We start from the raw sequence: 21597 nt of genomic DNA on the forward strand, positions 1-21597 counted from the left end.
ACAGTGCGTACCCGGTAGTGGCGGGTGCCGCCCACGGGCAGGTCGGTGTCGCTGAAGTACGGCAGGGTGAGCGGGTCGTCGGCGTCGACGAGCAGCTTCCACCTCAACCGGCCGTCGTCCGCCTTCAGGGTGTACAGGAGATGGTCCGTCGAGCCGAAGTGGATGCGGCCCTCCGCGACCGCCGGGGCGCCTACGATGTCGCCGCCCGCCTGGAAGCGCCACTTGGGGGTGCCTGTGACCGCGTCCAGCGTGTACAGGCCCTTGCCACTGCCTACGTGGACGTGGCCCGCAGCCACCAGCACCGGCTCGATCGACGCCCGCGACTCCGTCGCGATCCGCCACCTGTCCCGCCCGTCCGTCGCGTCGAGGGCGTACACCGTGCCGAGGTAGTCGGCGAGGTACACGCCGCCGCCCGTGACCGCCGGGCCCGGGGCGAAGGTCGGCGGGGAGAGGAACACCGCCGGGGCCTCGAAGTGCCAGCGGACATGGCCGCCGGAGACATCGATCGCGAGGACCCGGGTGCCCGCGGAGACGTACACCTGGCCGTCGGGGCCCGGGGTCAGCCGTACCGGGACTCCGCCGCAGGAGGTGGCGTCGCCGATCGGGTAGGACCAGCGCTCGTCACCCGTACGGGCCTCCAGGGCGCGCAGCCGGCCTTCCTTCCACACGAACACCGTGCCCTCGTGGACCTGGGGTCCGGCCTCCGGGGACTCGAAGTCCGTCTGGGCGCCGGTGTGCTCCCACAGCTTCTGGCCGGTCGCCGCGTCCCAGCCCTGGACACCGCCACCGCGCGTACCGGTGACGACCGTGCCCCGGTCGGCCTTGAGCGAGTACACCCAGGCGTCCGTGGACAGCCGCCACAGGTCCATGCCCTCGCGGGCGTCGAGAGCGAACAGGGTCGGTCCGTCGGAGGCGTGGATACGGCCGTCCGCGACCGCCATCGACCAGGCGACGTCCCGCGTCTTGAAGCGGCGGCGGCCCGTCATCACGTCCAGGGCGTGCACCTCGAAGGAGGTGACGTAGACGAGGTCGCCCGCTACGGCCGGGGTGCCCCAGACGTCGTTCGACATACGGAACCGCCAGGGGCGCCAGCCCGCCGGGGACTCCGGGGGCAGCGGCGGCGTGGCCGGCACGGGGTTCGGGTCGGCGCCGTTGACCCCGGGACGCGGGCGCGACCAGGAGGCGACCAGACCGGCCTCCGGCGGCGGCGCCTGTACGGCGGCGGCGCGCACGTCGGAGACGCGCGGACCGGGGCCGATGGGCACGGGGGCGCCTGCGAGGCGTACGGGGCCGGTGTCCGGCGCTCCGGTGGGTACGGGGGCCGGCATCGGGCCGGGTACGAGGCCCGGGCCGGGGCGGGGGTCGAAGGGCGGCGGGTCGTGCGACGGCGGCGGCGGGATCGCCAGTCTGCCGCCGCTGCGGCCACCGGACGCCTGCGGCTTCGCGGCCGGGCGTCCGCCGCGGCGCGTCTCGATGAGGGTCACCGCCCGCTCGGGCAGCCACGCGGACGCCGTACCGCTGTCGTCGGAGCCGGAGCCGAAGAGATGGGGGGCCAGCTGGGCCTGGAGGTCGGCCGGGTTGGGGCGGCCCGTCGCCTCCATCTGCATACAGGACTCGATGAGGGGCCGCAGTTCCTCCGGCAGGCCTTCGAGGTCCGGGCCCTCCCGGAGCAGCATGAAGACCGTCTCGACCGGGTTGGCGCCGTGGAAGGGGGCGTGTCCGGTGGCCGCGAAGACCAGCATCGAGCCGAGCGAGAACACGTCGCTCGCGCCGGTCACGCTCCGCGAGTCCTTCGCCTGCTCGGGGGACATGTAGGCGGGGGTGCCCACGGCCACGTTCGTCATCGTCAGACGTGTGTTCGACACACCGGACGCGATACCGAAGTCGATGACCCGGGGTCCGTCCTCCACCACCAGCACGTTGGATGGCTTGAGGTCGCGGTGGACGAGCCCCGCGCCGTGGATGGACTGCAGCGCCTCCGCGACTCCTGCCGCGAGCCAGCGCACCGCCTGGGCCGGCATCGGCCCGCACTCGTTCACTATCTCTTCGAGGGAGGGCGCGGGGACGTACGCGGTGGCCAGCCACGGTACGGCGGCCCGCGGATCGGCGTCGACGACGGCGGCCGTGTAGAAGCCGGAGACGGCCCGCGCCGCCTCCACCTCACGCGTGAAGCGGACCCGGAACAGCTGGTCCTCGGCCAGTTCCGTACGGACCGTCTTGATCGCCACGCGCCGCCCGGAGGCCGAGCGCGCGAGATAGACCAGCCCCATGCCGCCGGCACCCAGCCGTCCCAGCACCTCGAACGGCCCGATCCGCCGCGGATCGTGCTGCGTCAGCTGATCCACCACTTGCCTGCCACCTCCCCGTACGAGCCGCGTCACCTACATATGTACGCGACCCCGTGCAGCGTCTCACCACCGCCACCGCCTTGGCGGCACGCACCCCGATTCTTCCTGGCCGGGGCACAGGTTGCGAACTCGGGTCCGAAACGGGGTGTCTCAACTTAATCTGGTGCAAAACGGGTCCTAGCGGGGGCGCTCCCGAACCGGCCCACGCCCTCCCGTACCCGCTCCCAGCGGCCTATTTCCGGAGCAGTGCGAACGACGCTCCCTGATTGTCCGTGACGACCGCCACATTCCCGTACGAAGTGTCGAAGGGCGTCGACTGGACGCGACCGCCGAGCCGGTTCACCGTCCCGAGGGCCTCTTCCATGTCCTCGACGGCGAAATGGACCAGGAAATGCGGCGGCATCTCGGCCGGGAACACTTCGGACACGGCGGCCCGGCCGAAGTCGGGGGCCGCGTCCGGGCCGAAGAGCGCCTCGTGGAAGAGGTTGCCGTAGAAGGTGTTCACGACGTCCGTGTCCCGGGCGTACAGCTCGGCCCAGGCGAAGGTGCGGGGCTCGTGGCTACGGCCGAATCCGGGGTGCGTACCGGCCTGCCAGAGGCCGAAGACGGCGCCGTCGGGGTCGGTGGCCAGCGCCGTCGTGCCCAGGTCCCCCACGGGAACCGGCGCGGTGATCACCTGTCCGCCGGCCGCGCGGATCCGGGCGACGAGGGCATGGGCGTCCGGGGTGGCGAAGTACACCGTCCAGACGGTGGGCATCCGCCCGTCCGTCTTGTGGGCGAGGGCGGCGACGGGCTCGCCGTCGCACAGGGCCTGCACCAGACCGTCCTTCTCCTCGAAGGTCCACCCGAAAAGCTCACTGTAGAAACGCTTGCCCGCCTCGACGTCGGGCAGCTGGGCGTCCACCCAGCAGGGGACGCCCTCTGTGCGGGCGGATGCCCTGTTTTCGGCCATACCGTCAAGTTAACGGTCCTTCACGCATCCCGCAGGGCAGCACAGGAGCAGCACGGCAGCGGCAAAGGATCAGGCGCCGGACCAGGCACAGCCGCCTCTCACCAGCCCTCCCACCACCCTCTCACCGCTCACAGATCACCATTGCACCCCATTTGCAGTCGGCCGAATCGCGCTCCGATCACCCCTCGGTAAGCTGACGGCATGACAGGACAAGTGCGTACCGTCGACGGCCGTGTGGCGGGTCGGCGTGGGCAGGCGACCCGGCAGAAGCTGCTCGACTGCCTCAGCGAGATGCTCAGCTCCTCCCCTTACCGGGACGTCAAAGTCATCGATGTCGCCCGGAAGGCGGGGACTTCACCCGCGACCTTCTACCAGTACTTCCCGGACGTCGAAGGCGCCGTCCTGGAGATCGCCGAGCAAATGGCCACGGAGGGCGCCGGGTTGACCGAGCTGCTCGCCGGGCGGTCATGGGTCGGCAAGGCCGGCTGGCAGACCGCCCAGGAACTCGTCGACGGGTTCCTGGAGTTCTGGCGCAGGAACGACGCGATCCTCAGGGTCGTCGATCTGGGCGCCGCCGAGGGCGACAAGCGGTTCTACAAGATCCGCATGAAGATCCTCAACTCCGTGAACAACTCCCTTACGGACACGGTCACCGAGCTACAGGCCAAGGGCAAGGTCGACAAGGACGTCAACCCCGCCGCGATGGCCGGCTCCCTCGTCGCGATGCTCGCGGCGGTGGCCTCGCACCAGAGAGGCTTCCAGACCTGGGGTGTGAAACAGGCCGAACTGAAGCCGAACCTGGCCCTGTTGGTCCACCTGGGCGTGACCGGCAAGAAGCCGACGAAATAGCCGACGCGCCCCCTTACTCCAGGTTCCGCAGGCCCTGCCGGGCCCAAGTCCTGTCACGCAGGCGGTGGTTCACTCCGGTTCCGACCGGTGGGCCACCGCCTGTCGCGCATCCGCCTTGTCGGATATGGGTGTTCAGCGCCTGTATCGGCTTCATCTCCGTACGATCCTGAAGATCCGGATCTCCCGCTCGACCCGCGCCTGATAGGTCGCGTACGGCGGCCAGAACGCGAGCAGCGCCTTCCAGGCGGCGGCCCGTTCCTCTCCGGCCAGCAGTTGGGCCCTGACCGGGATGTCCTCCCCTTTCCAGCTGACCTCGGCGTCGGGGTGGGCGAGGAGGTTGGCGGTCCAGGCGGGGTGGCCTGTGCGGCCGAAGTTGGAGCCGATGAGCAGCCAGCTGTCGCCTCCGCCCCCTTCCGGCATGCAGGCGAGCGGGGTGCGCCTCAGCTGCCCGCTCTTCGCCCCACGCACGGTGAGCACCACCCCGGGCAGCAGCTGGGCGCTGAGCAGCACCTTGCCCCGGGTGAGGCGGTGGACGGCTCGGTCCAGGGCGGGGACGACGTGTGGGGCGATCCGGGCGAAGGCGGGGGCCGAGGAGACCCTCTGGACCGCCTTCACGACCCTCGCGGCTGTCACTGGCATCAGACGGTCACCTCTCCCGCGTCGGACTCGTCGAAGAGCCGAGCCGCCTCGGCCGCGTGTGCGCGGAGCCGGTGCACCGGTCCGAACAGCAGCTCGTCGCCTGCGGCGCGCTTGAAGTACAGCTGGGCTTCGTGTTCCCAGGTGAAGCCGATGCCGCCGTGGAGTTGGATGCCTTCGGCGGCGGCGGTGCGGAGGGATTCGAGGGCTTGGGCGAAGGCGAGTCCGCCGACTCGGTCAGTGTTCTGGGCTGATGCCCAGGCCGCGTAGTAGGCGGCGGAGCGGGCCGCCTGGACCTGGACGTAGACGTCGGCGAGGCGGTGTTTGAGGGCTTGGAAGGAGCCGATCGGGCGTCCGAACTGTTCGCGGGTCAGGGCGTGTTGGACGGTCAGTTCCAGAATGCGGGTGGCTGCGCCGGCTGCCTCGGCGGCCAGGACGGTGGCGGCGATGTCTCCGACTCGGTGCAAGTGCTGTGCTGGGGGGGTAGTTGCCTGTCCGCGGGGCGGTGGGGGCTGGTCGCGCAGTTCCCCGCGCCCCTGAAGGGGCGCGTCTCCCAGCAGCTCTGCCTGTACGTTCCGTAGCTCCAGGCGGCCTTGGGGGCGGGTTGGGTCCAGGGTTGTTTGGCGGGTGCGCGTGAGGCCGGGGGTGTCACCCGGGACCAGGAAGAGGAGGGTGCCGGAGCGGGCGTAACCGCCTGTGTGGGCCGGTACCAGGAGGAGTTGGGCGCTGTGGGCGTCCAGGACCTGGCTCACCTGGCCGAACAGGCGCCAGCCGTCCGCCCGTTGGGTCGCCTGCACGCCCCCTGCGCGTCCTCCGCCCGCCCAGTCCCGGCGAGGCTCGCCGGTGAGGGAGAGGACGGTGGCGAGGGCCGTACCGGGGACGGCGAGAGTCGCGCTGAGGGCGCCGGAGGCTATGCGTGGGAGGAGGTCGGCGCGTTGGGCCTCGGTGCCCAGGGCTGTGATGAGGGGGGCTGACAGTACGGCGGTCGCCAGGAGGGGGGAGGGGGCCAGGCAGCGGCCCAATTCCTCTGCCGCGAGGGCGAGTTCCGTCGTCGTACTGCCGTCGATGCCGCCGTACCTCTCGGGGAGCCCGAGAGCGGGCAGGCCCAAGTCCTCGGCCAGAGCGGTCCAGAGGGTGGGGTCGTGGCCGGCCGGGGTGTCGACGGCGGCCCGTACGTCACCGGGTGAGCAGCGCTTGTGGAGCAGCTCGCGGAGGGTACGGCGGATGTGGTCCTGCTCGGGGGTGAAACGGGCGTCCATGACCAGTCCCCCTGGTTCGTTCTCCCGCTTGCTTCCTATTGTCTGACGGTCCGTCATATTAGGGCGGACACCCTCTGCCGCACAGAGCCAGAGCTGATATACCGTCAGATTCATGGTGACTCGATGGTGAGCCGGAAGGTCGCGATCGTCGGGGTGGCCCTGTCGGACTGCGGCCGGGTGGACGACGTAACCCCTTACGCACTGCACGCGCAGGCCGCCCGGCGGGCGCTGGCGGACTCGGGGCTCGGCCGGGAGGTGGTGGACGGTTTCGCGTCCGCCGGACTCGGCACGCTGGCGCCCGCCGAGGTCGCCGAATACCTTGGCCTGCGCCCCACTTGGGTGGATTCCACCTCCGTCGGCGGCTCGACCTGGGAGGTCATGGCGGCGCACGCGGCGGACGCGATCGCCGCCGGCCACGCCAACGCCGTACTCCTCGTCTACGGCTCCACGGCCCGCGCGGACGTCAAGGCGGGACGGAGGACCGGCAATCTTTCCTTCGGTGCGCGCGGGCCCTTGCAGTTCGAGGTCCCGTACGGCCACACGCTCATCGCCAAGTACGCGATGGCCGCCCGTCGCCATATGCACCAATACGGCACGACCATCGAGCAGTTGGCGTCGGTCGCGGTCCAGGCGAGGGCCAACGCGGCGCTCAACCCGGAGGCGATGTTCCGGACGCCGATCACCGTCGACGAGGTGCTCGACGGCCCGATGATCGCGGACCCCTTCACCAAGCTCCACTGCTGTCTGCGCTCCGACGGGGGCGCGGCGGTGCTGCTGGCGGCGGAGGAGTATGTGCAGGACTGCCGTACGCGGCCCGTGTGGGTCCTCGGGACGGGCGAGCACGTCTCGCACGTCAGCATGTCGGAGTGGGACGACTTCACGGTGTCCCCGGCGGCGGTGAGCGGGCGGATCGCCTTCGAGCGGGCGGGAGTTCGGCCGGAGGAGATGGACTTCGCGGAGATCTACGACGCGTTCACCTATATGACGCTGGTGACGCTGGAGGATCTCGGGTTCTGCGGGAAGGGCGAGGGCGGCCCCTTCGTGGAGGCCGCGAAGGGACGGCTGAAGGTGGCGGGCGGTGAGCTGCCGGTCAACACGGACGGGGGCGGGCTGTCGGCCCAACACCCGGGAATGCGGGGGCTGTTCCTGCTGGTGGAAGCCGTACGGCAGTTGCGCGGGGAGGCGGGAGAGCTGAACGAGGCGCGGCAGGTACGTGCCGGGGACGGGCGACTGCCGCGCCTCGCGGTGGCGTCCGGGACGGGCGGATGGTTCTGCTCGTCGGGGACGGTCGTGCTGGGAACCGATTAGACCGACTGATCAGTGGCCGTCTGTCAGACGAACGCGCGCCAGTCCGCGTGGAGTCGGTCCGAGAGGCGGATGGTGATGAACTCGTTGTTGTCCGCCTTGCCCGCCGTACGGCCGGACGAGAAGGGGAAGTTGTTGTCGTTCAGGACGGCGAGGGTGCGGTCGTCGAGCAGGACGACGTCCTCGATCGTCTGGAACGGGAAGGTGAAGGTCTCGTCGAAGCCGCCGAGCTTCTTCGGGTTCGCGATGTTCATCAGGTCGGCGACGAGCGTCTTGTCCATCAGGCCGTCGCCGTTCCGGTCCCGGTTGTCGGCGAGGTAGATCCGCTTGAACTTGGCGGTGGCGCCCTGGCCGCCGTCCCGCTCGATGATCAGGAAGCGGTGCTTGTCGACGGCGATGGCGTCGCCGATCGCGTTGGCGGTCGACTCGAGGCGGTAGGTCCAGTGCGTGCCGGTGTACTTCCGCTTCCGCAGATCGAACTCGTTGAGGCGCAGGTCACCGGGGGTGTCGCCGGTGACGGTGCCTTCGAGCAGCGGGTAGAGGTGCCGTCCGTCGACGGACCGGACCATGCCCTCGAAGCCCTTGCTGCCGCCGAGGGTGGGCGTCTCGCCGTTCAGGTAGGGGTTCTCGGGGGCCTTGACGCCCGTCAGCGAGACGGGCGCGTCGAGCAGCCGCCCCTTCTTGTCGAAGTGCAGCAGGAACGGCCCGAACTCGTCGCCCAGCCAGTACGTGCCGTCGTACGCCTTCACGATCGACTCGACGTCGAAGTCGGCGCCGGTGAGGATCCGGTCGGCGCGGGTGAGGGCGAACGGGACGCGGTGGTACGGGTCGCTCAGGTTGAAGCCGCCGAGGACCGTGACCTTCCCGGTGCGGGTGTCCGGCTTGACGTGGTGGACGCGCAGCAGGAAGTCGGCGCTGTTCGCCTTTCCGCCGTAGCCGTTGTCGGACAGCACGTCGTACGTGCCGTCGTGCCGGTTGACGATGCCGCTGAAGCCCTGGACGGGCTGGCCGGCGAAGGGGGCGGCGATGCCGTTGAACGGGCCCGCGCCGATGGCGGACCCGGACGGCTCGCTGCCCGGCACGAAGGTCTCGGCGGGGAGGGAGGCGAAGCCGGTGAGGGTGGCCTGGCCGTACGTCGCGGGCGTTCTCTCGCCCTCGGCGGAGGCGGGCGCCGCGAGCCCCGCGGTCAGCGCGGCGGCGCTGAGCATGATCAGAAGTCTTCTCATGGCCCGCACGGTAGGGACACCTGATGACGCGCGGCCCAACGGCAAGCGACGTTCCGGCCAGTCACACCACTCACGCTACGACGGTCACGGTCACGGACGCAGTTCGGGGATCTCGGCAGCCGGCAGGACATCGGCGACGCGCCACAGCCCGACCCAGCTCTTCGGGGCGACCGACTCGTCGAGCAGCAGGGCGTTGACCTGCGGGTCGGGGTCGTCGCAGGCGTCGGCGACGACGGTGACCTTGAGGCCGGTGTCGACCGCCCACCTGGTCGTGGACAGCACGGTCCCGGAGGTGGCGACACCCGCGACGACGATCCGGCCGATCCCGGCGGCCTCCAGCCGATCCCGGAGATCGGTGCTGGCGAAGGCGCTGAAGCTGGTCTTGGTCAGCACGGTGTCGCCCTCGGCGGGGGTCAGGAGCGGGTGGATCTGCTCCTGCATGCCCTGCGGGACGACGTAGAAGACGGGCAGTCCGGCCGTACGGGCGGCGGCGAGGGCGTGTGCGGCGCGCTCCGCGACGGAGGGGTCGTGACTGAAGTTGTCGACGATGTACGTGACGTAGTCGAGGGCGAGGAACGCGGTGCCGGTGGGGGGAGTGGTGGGGGTGGCCATGGGATTCTCCTTCTTGCAGGCAAACGGGGCTAAAATCGGAGAGTGCGCCCCGGTTATCCGAACCGTACCGGAGACACCGCCCCGTTTAAAGGATTTGCGACAAGGGAGACCCGTAGATGCCGCCAGAGAACCGGCCCCTGCGCGCCGACGCCCGCCGCAACCGGGACCGGCTGCTAGAGGTGGCGAGGGAGGCGTTCGCGGCGGAGGGGCTCTCGGTGTCACTCGACGAGATCGCGCGCCGGGCCGGCGTGGGGCCGGGCACGCTGTACCGCCATTTCCCGACCAAGGAGGGCCTGTTCGAGGCGGTGGTCCACGAGCGGCTCGACCCGCTCCTCACCGAGGCTCACGCCCTGCGCGACGCGGACGACCCGGGCGCGGCGCTGCTCACGGTCCTGGACCGGCTGGTGACGGACGCGGTGACGAAAGCGGATCTGATCGACGCCATCGCCCACGCGGGCGCCGAGGTCCAGGCAACGGTCGACGCGACCTCCGCCGACCTCCACCGCACCCTCGGCCACCTACTGACCCGAGCCCAGTCCGCCGGCACGATCCGCACCGACATCACCATCGCAGACCTGATGGCCCTCATCTCGGGCATCCTGCTGGCCCTACGCCACAGGGCGAACGCGGGCGCGGATCCGCGGTTGGCACTGGCGGTCCTGTGCGATGGGCTACGGGCGGGGGCGTAAAGGGGGTCTGGCGACGTTCACCAGCGCCCTATGGGGGCCGCAGGCCCCCATAGGGGCGCGGGGAACTGCGCGACCAGCCACAACGGCGCCGCAGCCGGCCTCAAACAAGAAGACCTACGAACAGGCCCCGCACAGCCCCCGATACGTCACCTCGACCTGGGACACCGTGAAGCCGAAGCGCTCCTCCGCCGGAAGGTCCGCCAGGGGGTTACCGGTCGGGTGGACGTCCCGGATCGTCCCGCAGTTGGAGCAGATCAGGTGCTGGTGAGGATGGTGCGCGTTCGGGTCGTACCGCTTCGCCCGCCCATCCGTGGCCACCTCTATGACCTCCCCCAGGGACACCAGCTCACCCAGGGTGTTGTAGACGGTCGCCCGAGAGATCTCGGGCAACCGCTGAGCCGCACGCGCGTGCACCTCGTCAGCCGTCAGATGGACGTGCTCGCCGTCGAGGACCTCCGCAACGACACGCCGCTGGGAAGTCATCCGCCAGCCGCGTCCACGCAGTCGCTCCAGCAGGTCGCTCATATCGTTCACCTATTCAGGTTCGGTGGAATACACGGATTTTACCAGTGGACGTCCGGGTTCCGATAGGATATGGATTTGTCACACTTCTTGACTTGGACCTTGTCCATTGTAGGATCGCTTACGGCGATGGCCAAGGGACAGGAAGAGCCTCCAGTACGGCAGGAGACAGCAGCGACGTGACGGCGTGTGTGACCTCCTCCACGTGCCCGACCGTCCCCCCACCCCCCAGTTCCTGAGCACGCAGTTCGTCAGCACCACCGAGATCTGCCCCGTCCGGAAGGATTCCCATGTCTGAGAACCATGACGCGATCGTCACCGACGCGAAAACCGAGGGCACGGGTGGCTGCCCGGTCGCGCACACGCGTGCCCCGCACCCGACCCAGGGCGGCGGCAACCGCCAGTGGTGGCCCGAGCAGCTGAACCTGAAGATCCTCGCGAAGAACCCCGCGGTCTCCAACCCGCTGGGCGAGGAGTTCGACTACGCGGCGGCGTTCCAGACCCTCGACCTCCCCGCCGTGAAGCAGGACATCGCGGCGGTGCTGACGGACTCCAAGGACTGGTGGCCGGCCGACTTCGGGCACTACGGCCCGTTCATGATCCGTATGGCCTGGCACAGCGCGGGCACGTACCGCATCAGCGACGGCCGCGGTGGCGGCGGCGCCGGTCAGCAGCGCTTCGCCCCCCTGAACAGCTGGCCGGACAACGGCAACCTCGACAAGGCCCGCCGTCTGCTGTGGCCGGTCAAGAAGAAGTACGGCCAGAACCTCTCCTGGGCCGACCTCATGATCCTCGCGGGCAACGTGGCCCTGGAGTCGATGGGCTTCGAGACCTTCGGCTTCGGCGGCGGCCGCGCGGACGTCTGGGAGCCCGACGAGGACGTGTACTGGGGTCCCGAGAAGGTCTGGCTCGACGACGAGCGCTACACCGGCGACCGTGAGCTGGAGGAGCCCCTCGGCGCCGTCCAGATGGGTCTGATCTACGTCAACCCCGAGGGCCCCAACGGCAACCCGGACCCGCTCGCCGCGGCCCGCGACATCCGCGAGACGTTCCGCCGTATGGCGATGAACGACGAGGAGACCGTCGCCCTCATCGCCGGTGGCCACACCTTCGGCAAGACCCACGGCGCGGGCCCGGCGGACGCCGTCGGCGACGACCCCGAGGCCGCGCCGATCGAGCAGCAGGGCTTCGGCTGGAAGAGCTCGTACGGCACCGGCAAGGGCGGCGACGCGATCACCAGTGGCCTGGAGGTCACCTGGACCGCCACGCCGGCCCAGTGGAGCAACGGGTTCTTCAAGAACCTCTTCGAGTACGAGTACGAGCTGACGCAGAGCCCGGCCGGCGCCAACCAGTGGGTGGCGAAGAACGCCGAGGCGATCATCCCCGACGCGCACGACGCGTCGAAGTCGAAGCTCCCGATGATGCTGACGACCGACCTCTCGCTCCGGTTCGACCCGGCGTACGCGGAGATCTCCCGTCGCTTCTACGAGAACCCGGACCAGTTCGCGGACGCGTTCGCCCGCGCCTGGTTCAAGCTGACCCACCGTGACCTGGGCCCGGTCGTCCGCTACCTCGGCCCCGAGGTCCCGTCCGAGACGCTGCTCTGGCAGGACCCGCTCCCCGCGGTCACGCACGAGCTGGTCGACGCCGCCGACGTCTCCGCCCTCAAGGCGCAGATCCTCGCCACGGGCCTCACGGTCTCCCAGCTGGTCTCCACCACCTGGGCCGCGGCGTCCTCCTTCCGCGGCAGCGACAAGCGCGGCGGCGCCAACGGTGCCCGCATCCGCCTCCAGCCGCAGGCGAGCTGGGAGGTCAACAACCCGGACGAGCTGGCCACGGTGCTGCGCACCCTGGAAGGCGTCCAGGAGGCCTTCAACGCCGGCCAGTCCGGCGGCAAGCAGATCTCGATCGCCGACGTGATCGTCCTCGCGGGTGCCGCGGGCGTCGAGAAGGCGGCCAAGGACGCGGGCTACGACATCGAGGTCCCGTTCACGCCGGGCCGCGCGGACGCGACGCAGGAGCAGACGGACGTCGAGTCCTTCGCCGCTCTCGAGCCGACCGCCGACGGGTTCCGCAACTACCTCGGCAAGGGCAACCGCCTTCCCGCCGAGTACCTGCTGCTGGACAAGGCGAACCTGCTCAACCTGAGCGCCCCCGAGCTGACCGTCCTCGTCGGCGGTCTGCGCGTCCTCGGCGCGAACTACCAGGGCTCCTCGCACGGCGTCTTCACCGACACCCCCGGCAAGCTGACGAACGACTTCTTCGTCAACCTGCTGGAGCTGGGTACGGAGTGGACGGCGACGTCCGAGGACCAGAACACCTTCGAGGGCCGCGACGAGTCCGGTCAGGTCAAGTGGACCGGCACCCGTGCCGACCTGGTCTTCGGCTCCAACTCGGAGCTGCGCGCGGTCGCGGAGGTCTACGGCAGCGACGACGCCAAGGAGAAGTTCGTCAAGGACTTCGTCAAGGCGTGGGTCAAGGTGTCGAACGCGGACCGCTTCGACCTCGTCTGATCCGCTGGTTTATTGAACGATGACGTCCGGGTCGGCCCTCACGGGTCGGCCCGGACGTTTTCGTCGATACTCGTCCCCATGTCACTGCACGAGCTGCTCAAGACCCTACGGGTGTGGTCCCCCGAGGTCACCACGCTGCCGGCCTTCGACCCGGACGCAGCCCCCACCGAACCGCTCCCCCTCTTCACCACCTGGTTCGCGGAGGCGGTGGCGGCGGGGCAGCCCGAGCCGCACACCATGTCCCTGGCGACATCGGACACGGACGGCCTGCCCGACGTACGGACCGTGATGCTGCACGGCGCGGACACCGACGGCTGGTCCTTCGCCTCGCACTCGGGGAGCAGCAAGGGCCGACAGCTGGCGGCACGCCCGTACGCGGCGCTCCACTTCTACTGGCCGACGCTGGGCCGCCAGATCCGGCTGCGGGGCCCGGTGGAGTCGGCCCCCTCCTCCGAAGCGCAGGCCGACCTGCACGCCCGCTCGACGGGAGCACTGGCCGCCGCGCTGACCGGCCGCCAGAGCGAAGTGCTGGGCTCGCTGGACGAGTTGGCGAGCGTGTCGCAGGCGGCCTGGGAACGGGCGCAGCGCGAGCCCGACGCCCCCTCCCCGACCTGGACCCTGTACCGACTGCGCCCGGACGAGGCCGAGTTCTTCCAGGGCGAGGCCCAGCGACGGCACGTACGGCTCAAGTACCGCCGTACGGAGGAGGGTTGGCTCAGGGAGCTGTTGTGGCCGTAGGCGGGGCGGCTTCCGGGTCCTGGGCGATGCGCCCGTGCAGATGGACGTCCCGGAACACGTCCTGCCGCCCCTCCTCGAACATCGCGCCCCGCAGTGTCCCCTCGTAGCGGAATCCGCAGTGTTCGGCGACGCGGCAGGAGGCGTCGTGGCCTAGGGCGTGGCCGAGTTCCAGGCGGTTGAGGCCGAGGGTGTCGAAGGCCCAGCGGGCGCCGAGGGCGAGGGCGCGGGTGGCGACGCGCTTGCCGCGGGCCTCGGGGAGGACCCAGTAGCCGACGCGGGCGAGGCGGATGAAGGGGTCGATGTCGTTGACGCCGAGGTGGCCGAGTATCGCGCCGCTGACGGCGTCCGTGACGCAGAAGGACACCCGGGTGCCGTCGACCGCGGTCCCGGAACGGGTGCCGAGGGAGTCCCGGGCGCTGTCGAGGTCGGTGACCGGCTTCATGGGGGTGTTCCAGCGCCGGAAGTCCGGGTCGGTCAGCCCGCGCAGCCACGCGTCGACGTCGGTGTCGGAGTCCGCGCGCCACTGCCGCAGCCGCAGTCCGTGACCGAGCAGCTCGGGAAACTCGGGGATCGGGCGGGTGAGGGACCGCTCATGGATATGGGCCATCACCCTATTGAAGCCGTACGGCTGTACGACTCCCACCCCGGGGACGGAACACGGGCACACCGTCCCGAAAAGCGACCTCCAGCCCCATCCCGACCCACAACTCACCTTCGGTGGCGTCCACCACCTCGGTCATCATCCGCGGCCCCTCGTCGAGATCGACGACGGTGGCGACGTACGGCGTCCGCTCCCCGAAGGGCGGCAGATCATTGCGATGGACGACGGACCAGGTGTAGAGCGTGGCCAGCCCGCTCGCACCCTCCCACGCCACGTCCTCGCTCCAGCAGAACGGGCAGAACTCCCGGGGATAGTGATGCGCCCGCCCACACCCACCACACCGCCGCACGAGCAGCCGCCCGTCGGCCGCCGCGTCCCAGTAGACGCGCGTGAAGGCGTCGACGTCGGGGATGTCGTACCGATCCGTGCCCATGCCCATGCCCACTGCGGCCCCCTCAGCCCTACCCGAATCTGACGGTACGTCAGTCGAGTATGACCTCACCGAACGGACACAACCAGGCCCCCTACGCCACTCGACCCACCCACTCCTCCCGCAGTCGTGATCAATCCGCAACCAATTCCGAGCTTGACCGAGACCCAACAAGTGATCAGGTGAATACGCTCAGGCACATGACCGACGCCTCGACAGCACCTTCGACCTCGACTTCTACGGCTCCCGTGTACGTCATCGGCGGCGGGCCCGGTGGTCTCGCCGTCGCGTACGCGCTGCGGGCCCAGGGGGTGCGGGCCGTGGTGCTGGAGCGGGGGGAGCGGGTCGGGACGTCCTGGCGTCGGCACTACGACCGGCTGCATCTGCACACCACCCGGCGACTGTCCTCGCTGCCGGGCCTGCCGATGCCGCGCTCCTTCGGCCGGTGGGTGTCGCGGGACGACGTCGTGCGCTACCTCGACAAGTACGCCGAGTACCACGAGCTGGAGGTCGTCACCGGCGTCGAGGTGTCCCGCGTCGAGCGGACCGCCGACGGCACCGGCTGGCTGCTGCACGCCACCGGTGGGCGCGAGCTGACCGGCAGCGCGGTCGTCATCGCCACCGGGACCAACCACACCCCCCGGATCCCCGAGTGGTCCGGGCGCGACGCCTACCGCGGCGAGCTGCTGCACGCCGCCCAGTACCGCAACGCCGCGCCCTACGCCGGCCGTGACGTCCTCGTCGTCGGCATCGGCAACACCGGCGCCGAGATCGCCGTCGACCTGGTGGAGGGCGGGGCCTCGCGCGTGCGACTGTCGGTCCGTACGGCTCCGCACATCGTGCGGCGGTCCACGGCCGGCTGGGCGGCCCAGTTCACGGGCATCCTCGTACGACGGCTGCCGGTGCGGCTCGTCGACAAGCTCGCCGGGCCGATGGCCAAGGTGAGCGTGCCCGACCTGTCCGCCCACGGGCTGCCCCGCCCGGACACCGGCCTGTACTCGCGCGTCAACGCGGGCTCGATCCCGGTCCAGGACGTCGGCCTCATCGACGCGGTCCGCAAGGGGCGGGTCCAGATCGTGGCCGCGGTGGAGGGCTTCGAGGACGGCAAGGTTGTCCTCGCCGACGGCGAGCGCCTCGAACCGGACGCGATCATCGCGGCCACGGGCTACCTCCGCGGCCTGGAGGGCCTCGTCGGCCACCTCGACGTACTCGACTCGCGAGGCAAGCCGGTCGTGCACGGCCCGCACTCCCCGAAGAACGCGCCAGGGCTCTACTTCACCGGTTACACCAACCCCATCAGCGGCATGTTCCGGGAAATGGCGATCGACGCGGCACGCATCGCGAAGGCGGTGGCGCGGCAGACGGCCGTACGCCACTGACCGAGCCCGGCCGACCGAGTGCGGCTGACGGAGGACGTCTGACGGAGGCGGCCGGCCGGCGCGCCGCCGGGGCCCTTCCTCAGCTTCTGCGTGCACAGCGGTTCCTGACACAGTGTCAGTTCAGTAACCTGACACTGCGTCAGTTAATTGGCTGTCACACAGGAGCGGGCGGACCGATGCTTGGATCAACCCACGGCACCCTCACCACCGACTCCCGCCGGGCCCGGGTCATCGCCTGCGGCGAGCAGCCCTCGCCGGTCGTGCACGGCAGGCCCGCCGACGTCGACGATCTCGACGTCGGCGGCCGGCCGCTGTACGCCGGCGTGCCCGATCTCGACCGCTTCTTCCGGCCCGAGTCCCTGGCGGTCGTCGGTGCCTCGGACGCCGAGGGGCGGCCGAACACCGGTATCACCCGCCAGTTGCTGGCGTGGGCCGAGCGGGTCGGTGCCCGGCTGCACCCGGTGCACCCGACCCGCGAGGCCGTCTTCGGCATACCCTGCTTCCCTTCCGTCGCGGACCTGCCCGAGCAGGTCGATCTCGCCGTACTCCTGGTCGCCGATCCCCTTCCCGTGGTGGAGCAACTCGCCGAGGCCAAGGTGAAGTTCGCCGTCGCGTTCGCCTCGGGGTTCGCGGAGGCGGGCGAGGCGGGCGCGGAGGCACAGGCCCGACTGACGGCCGCCGTACGCCGCTCCGGTCTCCGTCTCCTCGGCCCGAACACCAACCTCAACGCCTTCGAGCACTTCCGCGAGGACCTCGACGGCCCGGCGATCGCCCTGATCACCCAGTCCGGCCACCAGGGCCGGCCCGTCTTCGCCCTCCAGGAACTCGGCATCCGCCTCTCCCACTGGGCCCCCACCGGCAACGAGGCCGATCTGGAGACCGCCGATTTCATCTCGTACTTCTCCGAGCAGCCCGAGGTGGGTGCCATCGCCTGCTACGTCGAGGGCCTGAAGGACGGCCGCTCCTTTCTCCTGGCCGCCGACCGGGCCGCCCGGCGCGGAGTCCCGGTCGTCGCCGTCAAGGTGGGCCGCACCGAGACAGGCGCCCGCACCGCCGCCTCCCACACCGGCAAACTGACCGGCGCCGACACGGTGGTGGACGCGGCGATGCGGCAGTACGGGGTGATCCGCGTCGACGGACTCGACCAACTCCAGGACACCTCAGCCCTGTTGGCCCGCGCCCGCCCCCCGCTCGCCGACGGGGTCGCCGTCTATTCGATCTCGGGCGGCACGGGCGCGCACTTCGCGGACCTGGCGACGGAAGCCGGCCTGCACCTGCCGACGCTCTCCACCGCCAAGCAGGCCGAGCTGCACGAGTGGATACCCGGCTACCTCAACGTGGCCAACCCCGTCGACAGCGGCGGGCATCCGGTCGGCGACTGGCGCGGCCGGAAGATCATCGACGCGATCCTCGCCGACCCCGAGGTGGGCGTCCTGGTCTGTCCGATCACCGGCCCCTTCCCCCCGATGAGCGACAAGCTCGCGCGGGACCTCGTGGAGGCGGCCGAGCAGACGGACAAGCTGGTGTGCGTGATCTGGGGGTCGCCGGTCGGCACGGAGGCGGCGTACCGCGAGACCCTGCTCGGCTCCTCCCGCGTGGCCACCTTCCGTACCTTCGCGAACTGCGTGACGGCGGTCCGGGCCCACCTCGACCACGCCCGCTTCACCGCTTCCTACCGCTCCCCCTTCGACGAGGCCCCGCGCACCCCGTCGCCCAGTTTCCGCAAGGCGCGGGCGCTGATGCGGCCTGGTCAGGCGCTGAGCGAGCACGCGGCCAAGCTGCTGCTGCGCGCGTACGGAATCCGGGTGCCGCGCGAGCAGTTGGTGACCAGCGCGGCGGCGGCCGTCCGGGCGGCGGGGCTGGTGGGCTACCCGGTGGTGATGAAGGCGTCGGGCGGCCAGATCGCCCACAAGACGGAGCTCGGCCTGGTGAAGATCGGGCTGACCTCGGCAAGCCAGGTCCGCGACGCCTACCGCGAGCTGACCGACATCGCCCGCTACGAGGGCGTGGACCTGGACGGCGTACTCGTGTGCCAGATGGTCGAGCGGGGCGTCGAGATGGTCGTCGGCGTCACGCACGACGACCTGTTCGGGCCGACGGTGACGGTAGGACTCGGCGGCGTGCTGGTCGAGGTCCTGCGGGACACCGCCGTACGCGTGCCGCCCTTCGGCGACGACCAGGCACGGGACATGCTGACCGAGCTGCGCGGGCGGGCCCTGCTGGACGGGGTCCGGGGACGCCCCCCGGCCGACCTGGACGCGCTCGTCGAGGTCGTCATGCGGGTGCAGCGCATGGCGCTGGAACTCGGGGACGAGCTGGCGGAGCTGGACATCAACCCGCTGATGGTGCTGCCCAGGGGGCAGGGAGCGGTGGCGCTGGACGCGCTGGCGGTGTGCGGCCCGGGACCGGACCCGGACGCCGACCAGCCACTGCCCTAGCCATCGTAGGAAATGGAGCAGCACACCCATGACTTCCTCCCCCGAAGAATCCATTGAGTCATTGATACTGCACACCACTGACAACCAGGTCTCGTGGATCACCCTCAACCGCCCCGAAACCCTCAACGCCATCACCCCTGACCAGCGAGAACACCTGATCCAACTCTTCTCGGACGCCTCCGCCGACCCCGCCGTACGAGCCGTAGTCCTCACCGGCACGGGCAGGGGCTTCTGCACGGGCGCGGACCTACGGGGAGGAGGCGGACAGCCGACCGGCGAACGGATCGCAGGTGACGTGGCCCGGGTCATCCGCCAGGGCGCTCAACGCCTGATCGCATCGGTCCTGGACTGCGAGAAGCCGGTGATAGCGGCGGTGAACGGCACGGCGGCGGGCCTGGGCGCCCACTTGGCGCTCGCCTGCGACCTGGTCCTGGCGGCCGAACAGGCCCGTTTCATAGAGGTGTTCGTACGCCGGGCCCTGGTCCCCGACGGCGGCGGTGCATACCTCCTCCCCCGCCTGATCGGCCCGCAGCGCGCGAAGGAGCTGATGTTCTTCGGCGACGCACTGACCGCCCCGGACGCGGAACGCCTGGGCCTGGTCAACCGGGTCGTGCCGGCCGAGGACCTCCACAAGACGGCCCGAGAATGGGCGGAACGCCTGGCCACCGGCCCGACCCGCACCCTCGCCCTCACGAAGCAGCTGATCAACGCCTCCCTGGACAGCGACCGCGCGTCGGCCTTCGCCGCCGAGGCCACCGCCCAGGAGATCAACATGGGGACGGCGGACGCACGGGAAGGGGTGGCGAGCTTCGTGGAGCGGCGGAGTCCGCGCTACGGCGGGAGTTGACTGTCTCTCAGGGAGCGGTGGTGAAGGGGTCCTTCAGCTTCGTGAGCGCTCGTTTCTGCTCACGGAAGACGGTGAAGGCCTGATCAAGCGGGATCCCCTCGCGCTGCCAGTGGTACGGGGTCCGGGTTCCGGCGCGGATCGTGCCCAGGTCCTGGTCCAGATCGACCTCGACACCCGCCTCCACGGCACAGTCCTCCGGGCCGATCACGAGGGCCACGTAGATGTCCGCCACGCCGACGCCGCCTTCCGATGAATCGAGGCTGCGGTGGAATCGGTGCTGGGAGAGCAGTTCGTACCGATCCCTCTGTCGTGTCACGAGTATCTGGCTCAGCAACTCGACCTCCCCGTTGGATTCCAGGTCCATCAGGATCTCCGCGGTGAGCAGGTTGAGTTCGTCGTGGCAGGCTTCGACCTCCGCGAGGAACGCGTGGACGCCGGCGGTTCCGCCCTCCTCCTGGTTCCAGTTGTTGTCGTTGTGGTGGTCCATGCGGCTCCGATCAAATCCTGATCACCAGTGCCAACTTCTTCGCGTCGTACACATTGCCAGCGGCATCGGCCCCACGCCCGTTCCCGCCCGCACTACGCCGGGAGCCGACTGCCTTACAGGGCTTCACTTCTGACGATCCGTCAGTTCCAATGGAACGTATGTTGGGACAAGCGGGAATGGCGGCGGCTGCCGTCCGTTATCTCAGATCGGTCGGCGCGCCCACGGCGGCGCCCATGGCCGCGGCCCCCGTCGAGGCGCTGCCCCGGCCGGACTTACGGGCGGTCGGTGACGACGAGCGAGCGCCGGTCCCGCCGGCCGAATTCCGGCGCGTACTGGGCAACTTCGCGACCGGCGTCACGGTCATCACCGCCCCGCCCGCCGAAGGCGAGACCACCCCGGCCGGCTTCGCCTGCCAGTCCTTCGCCGCCCTCTCCCTCGACCCGCCCCTGGTCGTCTTCATGGTCGGCCGTACGTCGAGGACATGGCCGCTCATCGCCCGCGCGGGCGTCTTCTGCGTCAACGTACTGGGCGCCGACCAGGGCGAGTTGTGCCGCGGTTTCGCGAGGAGCGGCACGGACAAGTTCGCGGGCGTCGACCACGAGCCGACGCCCGTCTCAGGCTCCCCTCGCCTCGCGGGCGCCGCCGCCTGGATCGACTGCACGATCCAGGCGGTGCACACGGGGGGCGATCACTTGATCGTCGTGGGGCGGGTGGAGGCACTGGGGACGGGCGACGATGGGGACCCCCCACTGCTGTTCCATCGCGGACGGTTCACCCGACTCGAGGACGACCATGACGACCATGACGACCAGGACGCCCTCAGGCAGCCGCCAGCCTCCACAGCGACGTGACTTCCGCGGCACGGGCCGCGTGGAGGGGGCCGGAGCGGTTCCTCACCCGGGGATGAGACGGTCGTGTGCCGATCCGGTCGACCATTCCGTGGGCAGGGAAAACCCGGTCGCTGTTGGTCAAGGATCCTGGAACCATTTCGTCATGAACACGGATCCCGTCGACCAAGCGCGACGTCTCGCCCAAGGCCTTTTCCCCGATGCGCTCGCCGTGATCCTTGCCGGGTCGACGGCTGCCGGGCGGGCCACTCCCCGTAGTGACTTGGACATTGTGGTCCTCGTCGAAGACGGTGGCGAGACGTGCCGGGAGACGATTCGGTTCGAGGGACGTGTCGTGGAGCTCTTCGTCCACACCCGTGCCGGTCTCGCAGAGCTCTTCGCGGCGGACGTCGCTGCACGTCGTGCGGTCCTGATCAGCATGTATGTCGCCGGGATCGTCCTGGTCGACACGAACGGCGAGGCCGGGCGGGCGCGTGCCCTGGCCGGAGCGGAACTCCGAAAGGGGCCGCCGGCGCTGGAACCGGAGACGGTCGAGACGAAGAGGTACGGGCTGACGGACGCGCTGGACGATCTCGCTGACGCGGGCGACCGCCTGGAGCGGCTGGCAGTGGCCGGGTTCGTTCTCGACACAGCGGCCGACCTGCTCTGCGACCACCAGCACGCCTGGATCGGTCGCGGGAAGTGGTTGCCGCGACGCCTTCTGGAGGCGGACGCGGAGCGTGGGGCCACCCTGCTGGAAGGGCACCTGCACCTGTGCGAGTCGGGAGACCCCGAGCGCCTGATCGACGCAGCCATGGAGATCCTCGACCTGGTCGGCGGGCCTCTTCGAGAGGGCTACCGCCGGACCTGGCACGGCATCGTTGAACCGGTTGCCGCTGCTCCCGGACGTTGACGGGGTGTCGCGGTCCCCGCCGGAAC

20 protein-coding genes are annotated in these 21597 nt (G+C 70.3%); 10 read left to right on the forward strand and 10 right to left on the reverse strand.

All coding sequences use genetic code 11. The features are described 5' to 3' along the window. Together ACWCRB_RS07495 and ACWCRB_RS07500 are read right to left on the reverse strand one after the other, a co-directional pair. On the reverse strand, positions 1-2348 hold a 2348-nt coding region (locus tag ACWCRB_RS07495), incomplete at its 3' end, for an outer membrane protein assembly factor BamB family protein (RefSeq protein ID WP_450995131.1). A gap of 232 nt (positions 2349-2580) precedes the next feature. Then, positions 2581-3300, reverse strand: a complete 720-nt coding sequence (locus ACWCRB_RS07500; RefSeq protein WP_405536759.1) for a VOC family protein — start codon at positions 3298-3300, stop codon at positions 2581-2583. 201 nt (positions 3301-3501) lie between these two features. Between ACWCRB_RS07500 and ACWCRB_RS07505 the strand changes: the two genes are divergently transcribed. Further along, positions 3502-4149 (forward strand): TetR family transcriptional regulator, encoded by a 648-nt coding sequence (locus ACWCRB_RS07505; protein ID WP_105972865.1) that lies wholly within the window; start codon positions 3502-3504, stop codon positions 4147-4149. 150 nt (positions 4150-4299) lie between these two features. On the opposite strand, the gene ACWCRB_RS07510 is transcribed toward ACWCRB_RS07505, so the two are convergent. Beyond that, entirely contained in the window at positions 4300-4788 is a 489-nt protein-coding gene (locus tag ACWCRB_RS07510) for a nitroreductase family deazaflavin-dependent oxidoreductase (protein ID WP_450995132.1), read from the reverse strand. Continuing rightward, on the reverse strand, positions 4788-6044 hold the full coding sequence (locus ACWCRB_RS07515) for an acyl-CoA dehydrogenase family protein (protein ID WP_450995133.1): 1257 nt from the start codon (positions 6042-6044) through the stop codon (positions 4788-4790). Before ACWCRB_RS07515 ends, ACWCRB_RS07510 begins: the two co-directional genes overlap by 1 nt. Positions 6045-6167: 123 nt before the next feature. Here ACWCRB_RS07515 and ACWCRB_RS07520 point away from each other — a divergent pair, with 123 nt between their 5' ends. Next, positions 6168-7352, forward strand: a complete 1185-nt coding sequence (locus tag ACWCRB_RS07520) for a thiolase C-terminal domain-containing protein (RefSeq protein WP_450995134.1) — start codon at positions 6168-6170, stop codon at positions 7350-7352. Positions 7353-7375: 23 nt separating this feature from the next. On the opposite strand, the gene ACWCRB_RS07525 is transcribed toward ACWCRB_RS07520, so the two are convergent. Next, positions 7376-8575: an esterase-like activity of phytase family protein gene (locus ACWCRB_RS07525; RefSeq protein ID WP_450995135.1), complete on the reverse strand. Its 1200-nt coding sequence runs from the start codon at positions 8573-8575 to the stop codon at positions 7376-7378. Positions 8576-8665: 90 nt separating this feature from the next. After that, positions 8666-9187, reverse strand: a complete 522-nt coding sequence (locus tag ACWCRB_RS07530; RefSeq protein ID WP_450995136.1) for an isochorismatase family cysteine hydrolase — start codon at positions 9185-9187, stop codon at positions 8666-8668. Positions 9188-9303: 116 nt separating this feature from the next. On the opposite strand from ACWCRB_RS07530, the gene ACWCRB_RS07535 reads away from it, so the two are divergent. Then, on the forward strand, positions 9304-9876 hold the full coding sequence (locus ACWCRB_RS07535; protein WP_450995137.1) for a TetR/AcrR family transcriptional regulator: 573 nt from the start codon (positions 9304-9306) through the stop codon (positions 9874-9876). Positions 9877-9990: 114 nt separating this feature from the next. Here the strand turns inward: ACWCRB_RS07535 and ACWCRB_RS07540 are convergent, their stop codons facing one another. Beyond that, positions 9991-10401 (reverse strand): Fur family transcriptional regulator, encoded by a 411-nt coding sequence (locus ACWCRB_RS07540; protein ID WP_450995221.1) that lies wholly within the window; start codon positions 10399-10401, stop codon positions 9991-9993. A gap of 287 nt (positions 10402-10688) precedes the next feature. Here ACWCRB_RS07540 and katG point away from each other — a divergent pair, with 287 nt between their 5' ends. Next, positions 10689-12911 carry a catalase/peroxidase HPI gene (gene katG, locus ACWCRB_RS07545; protein WP_450995138.1) on the forward strand — a complete coding sequence of 741 codons (2223 nt, stop codon included), beginning with the start codon at positions 10689-10691 and terminating at the stop codon, positions 12909-12911. A 78-nt stretch (positions 12912-12989) separates the two neighbouring features. After that, a complete protein-coding gene (locus ACWCRB_RS07550) occupies positions 12990-13649 on the forward strand; it encodes a pyridoxine/pyridoxamine 5'-phosphate oxidase (RefSeq protein WP_450995139.1) in 660 nt (219 codons plus the stop codon). On the opposite strand, the gene ACWCRB_RS07555 is transcribed toward ACWCRB_RS07550, so the two are convergent. After that, a complete protein-coding gene (locus ACWCRB_RS07555; protein ID WP_450995140.1) occupies positions 13627-14256 on the reverse strand; it encodes a GNAT family N-acetyltransferase in 630 nt (209 codons plus the stop codon). The genes ACWCRB_RS07550 and ACWCRB_RS07555 overlap by 23 nt on opposite strands. A 4-nt stretch (positions 14257-14260) precedes the next feature. Then, the gene (locus tag ACWCRB_RS07560; RefSeq protein WP_450995141.1) at positions 14261-14689 is read right to left on the reverse strand and encodes a Zn-ribbon domain-containing OB-fold protein; all 429 of its coding nucleotides are present in this window, start codon (positions 14687-14689) and stop codon (positions 14261-14263) included. A gap of 191 nt (positions 14690-14880) precedes the next feature. On the opposite strand from ACWCRB_RS07560, the gene ACWCRB_RS07565 reads away from it, so the two are divergent. The 3 genes from ACWCRB_RS07565 (at position 14881) to ACWCRB_RS07575 (ending at position 19344) form a co-directional block, all read left to right on the forward strand. Then, entirely contained in the window at positions 14881-16059 is a 1179-nt protein-coding gene (locus tag ACWCRB_RS07565; protein ID WP_450995142.1) for a flavin-containing monooxygenase, read from the forward strand. Between the two features lie 176 nt (positions 16060-16235). Then, positions 16236-18497, forward strand: coding sequence for an acetate--CoA ligase family protein (locus ACWCRB_RS07570; RefSeq protein ID WP_450995143.1), 2262 nt, complete (start codon positions 16236-16238; stop codon positions 18495-18497). A 28-nt stretch (positions 18498-18525) separates the two neighbouring features. Further along, complete coding sequence (locus tag ACWCRB_RS07575; RefSeq protein WP_450995144.1) at positions 18526-19344, forward strand: enoyl-CoA hydratase/isomerase family protein; 819 nt, start codon at positions 18526-18528, stop codon at positions 19342-19344. Positions 19345-19351: 7 nt separating this feature from the next. Here the strand turns inward: ACWCRB_RS07575 and ACWCRB_RS07580 are convergent, their stop codons facing one another. After that, positions 19352-19831 carry a hypothetical protein gene (locus ACWCRB_RS07580; RefSeq protein WP_450995145.1) on the reverse strand — a complete coding sequence of 160 codons (480 nt, stop codon included), beginning with the start codon at positions 19829-19831 and terminating at the stop codon, positions 19352-19354. A 158-nt stretch (positions 19832-19989) separates the two neighbouring features. On the opposite strand from ACWCRB_RS07580, the gene ACWCRB_RS07585 reads away from it, so the two are divergent. Both ACWCRB_RS07585 and ACWCRB_RS07590 read left to right on the forward strand, forming a co-directional pair. Next, positions 19990-20682, forward strand: a complete 693-nt coding sequence (locus ACWCRB_RS07585) for a flavin reductase family protein (protein ID WP_450995146.1) — start codon at positions 19990-19992, stop codon at positions 20680-20682. Between the two features lie 142 nt (positions 20683-20824). Then, positions 20825-21571 (forward strand): nucleotidyltransferase domain-containing protein, encoded by a 747-nt coding sequence (locus tag ACWCRB_RS07590; protein WP_450995147.1) that lies wholly within the window; start codon positions 20825-20827, stop codon positions 21569-21571. Positions 21572-21597 lie beyond the last annotated feature (26 nt).

The sequence above is a fragment of the Streptomyces sp. NPDC002156 genome, assembly GCF_053593675.1.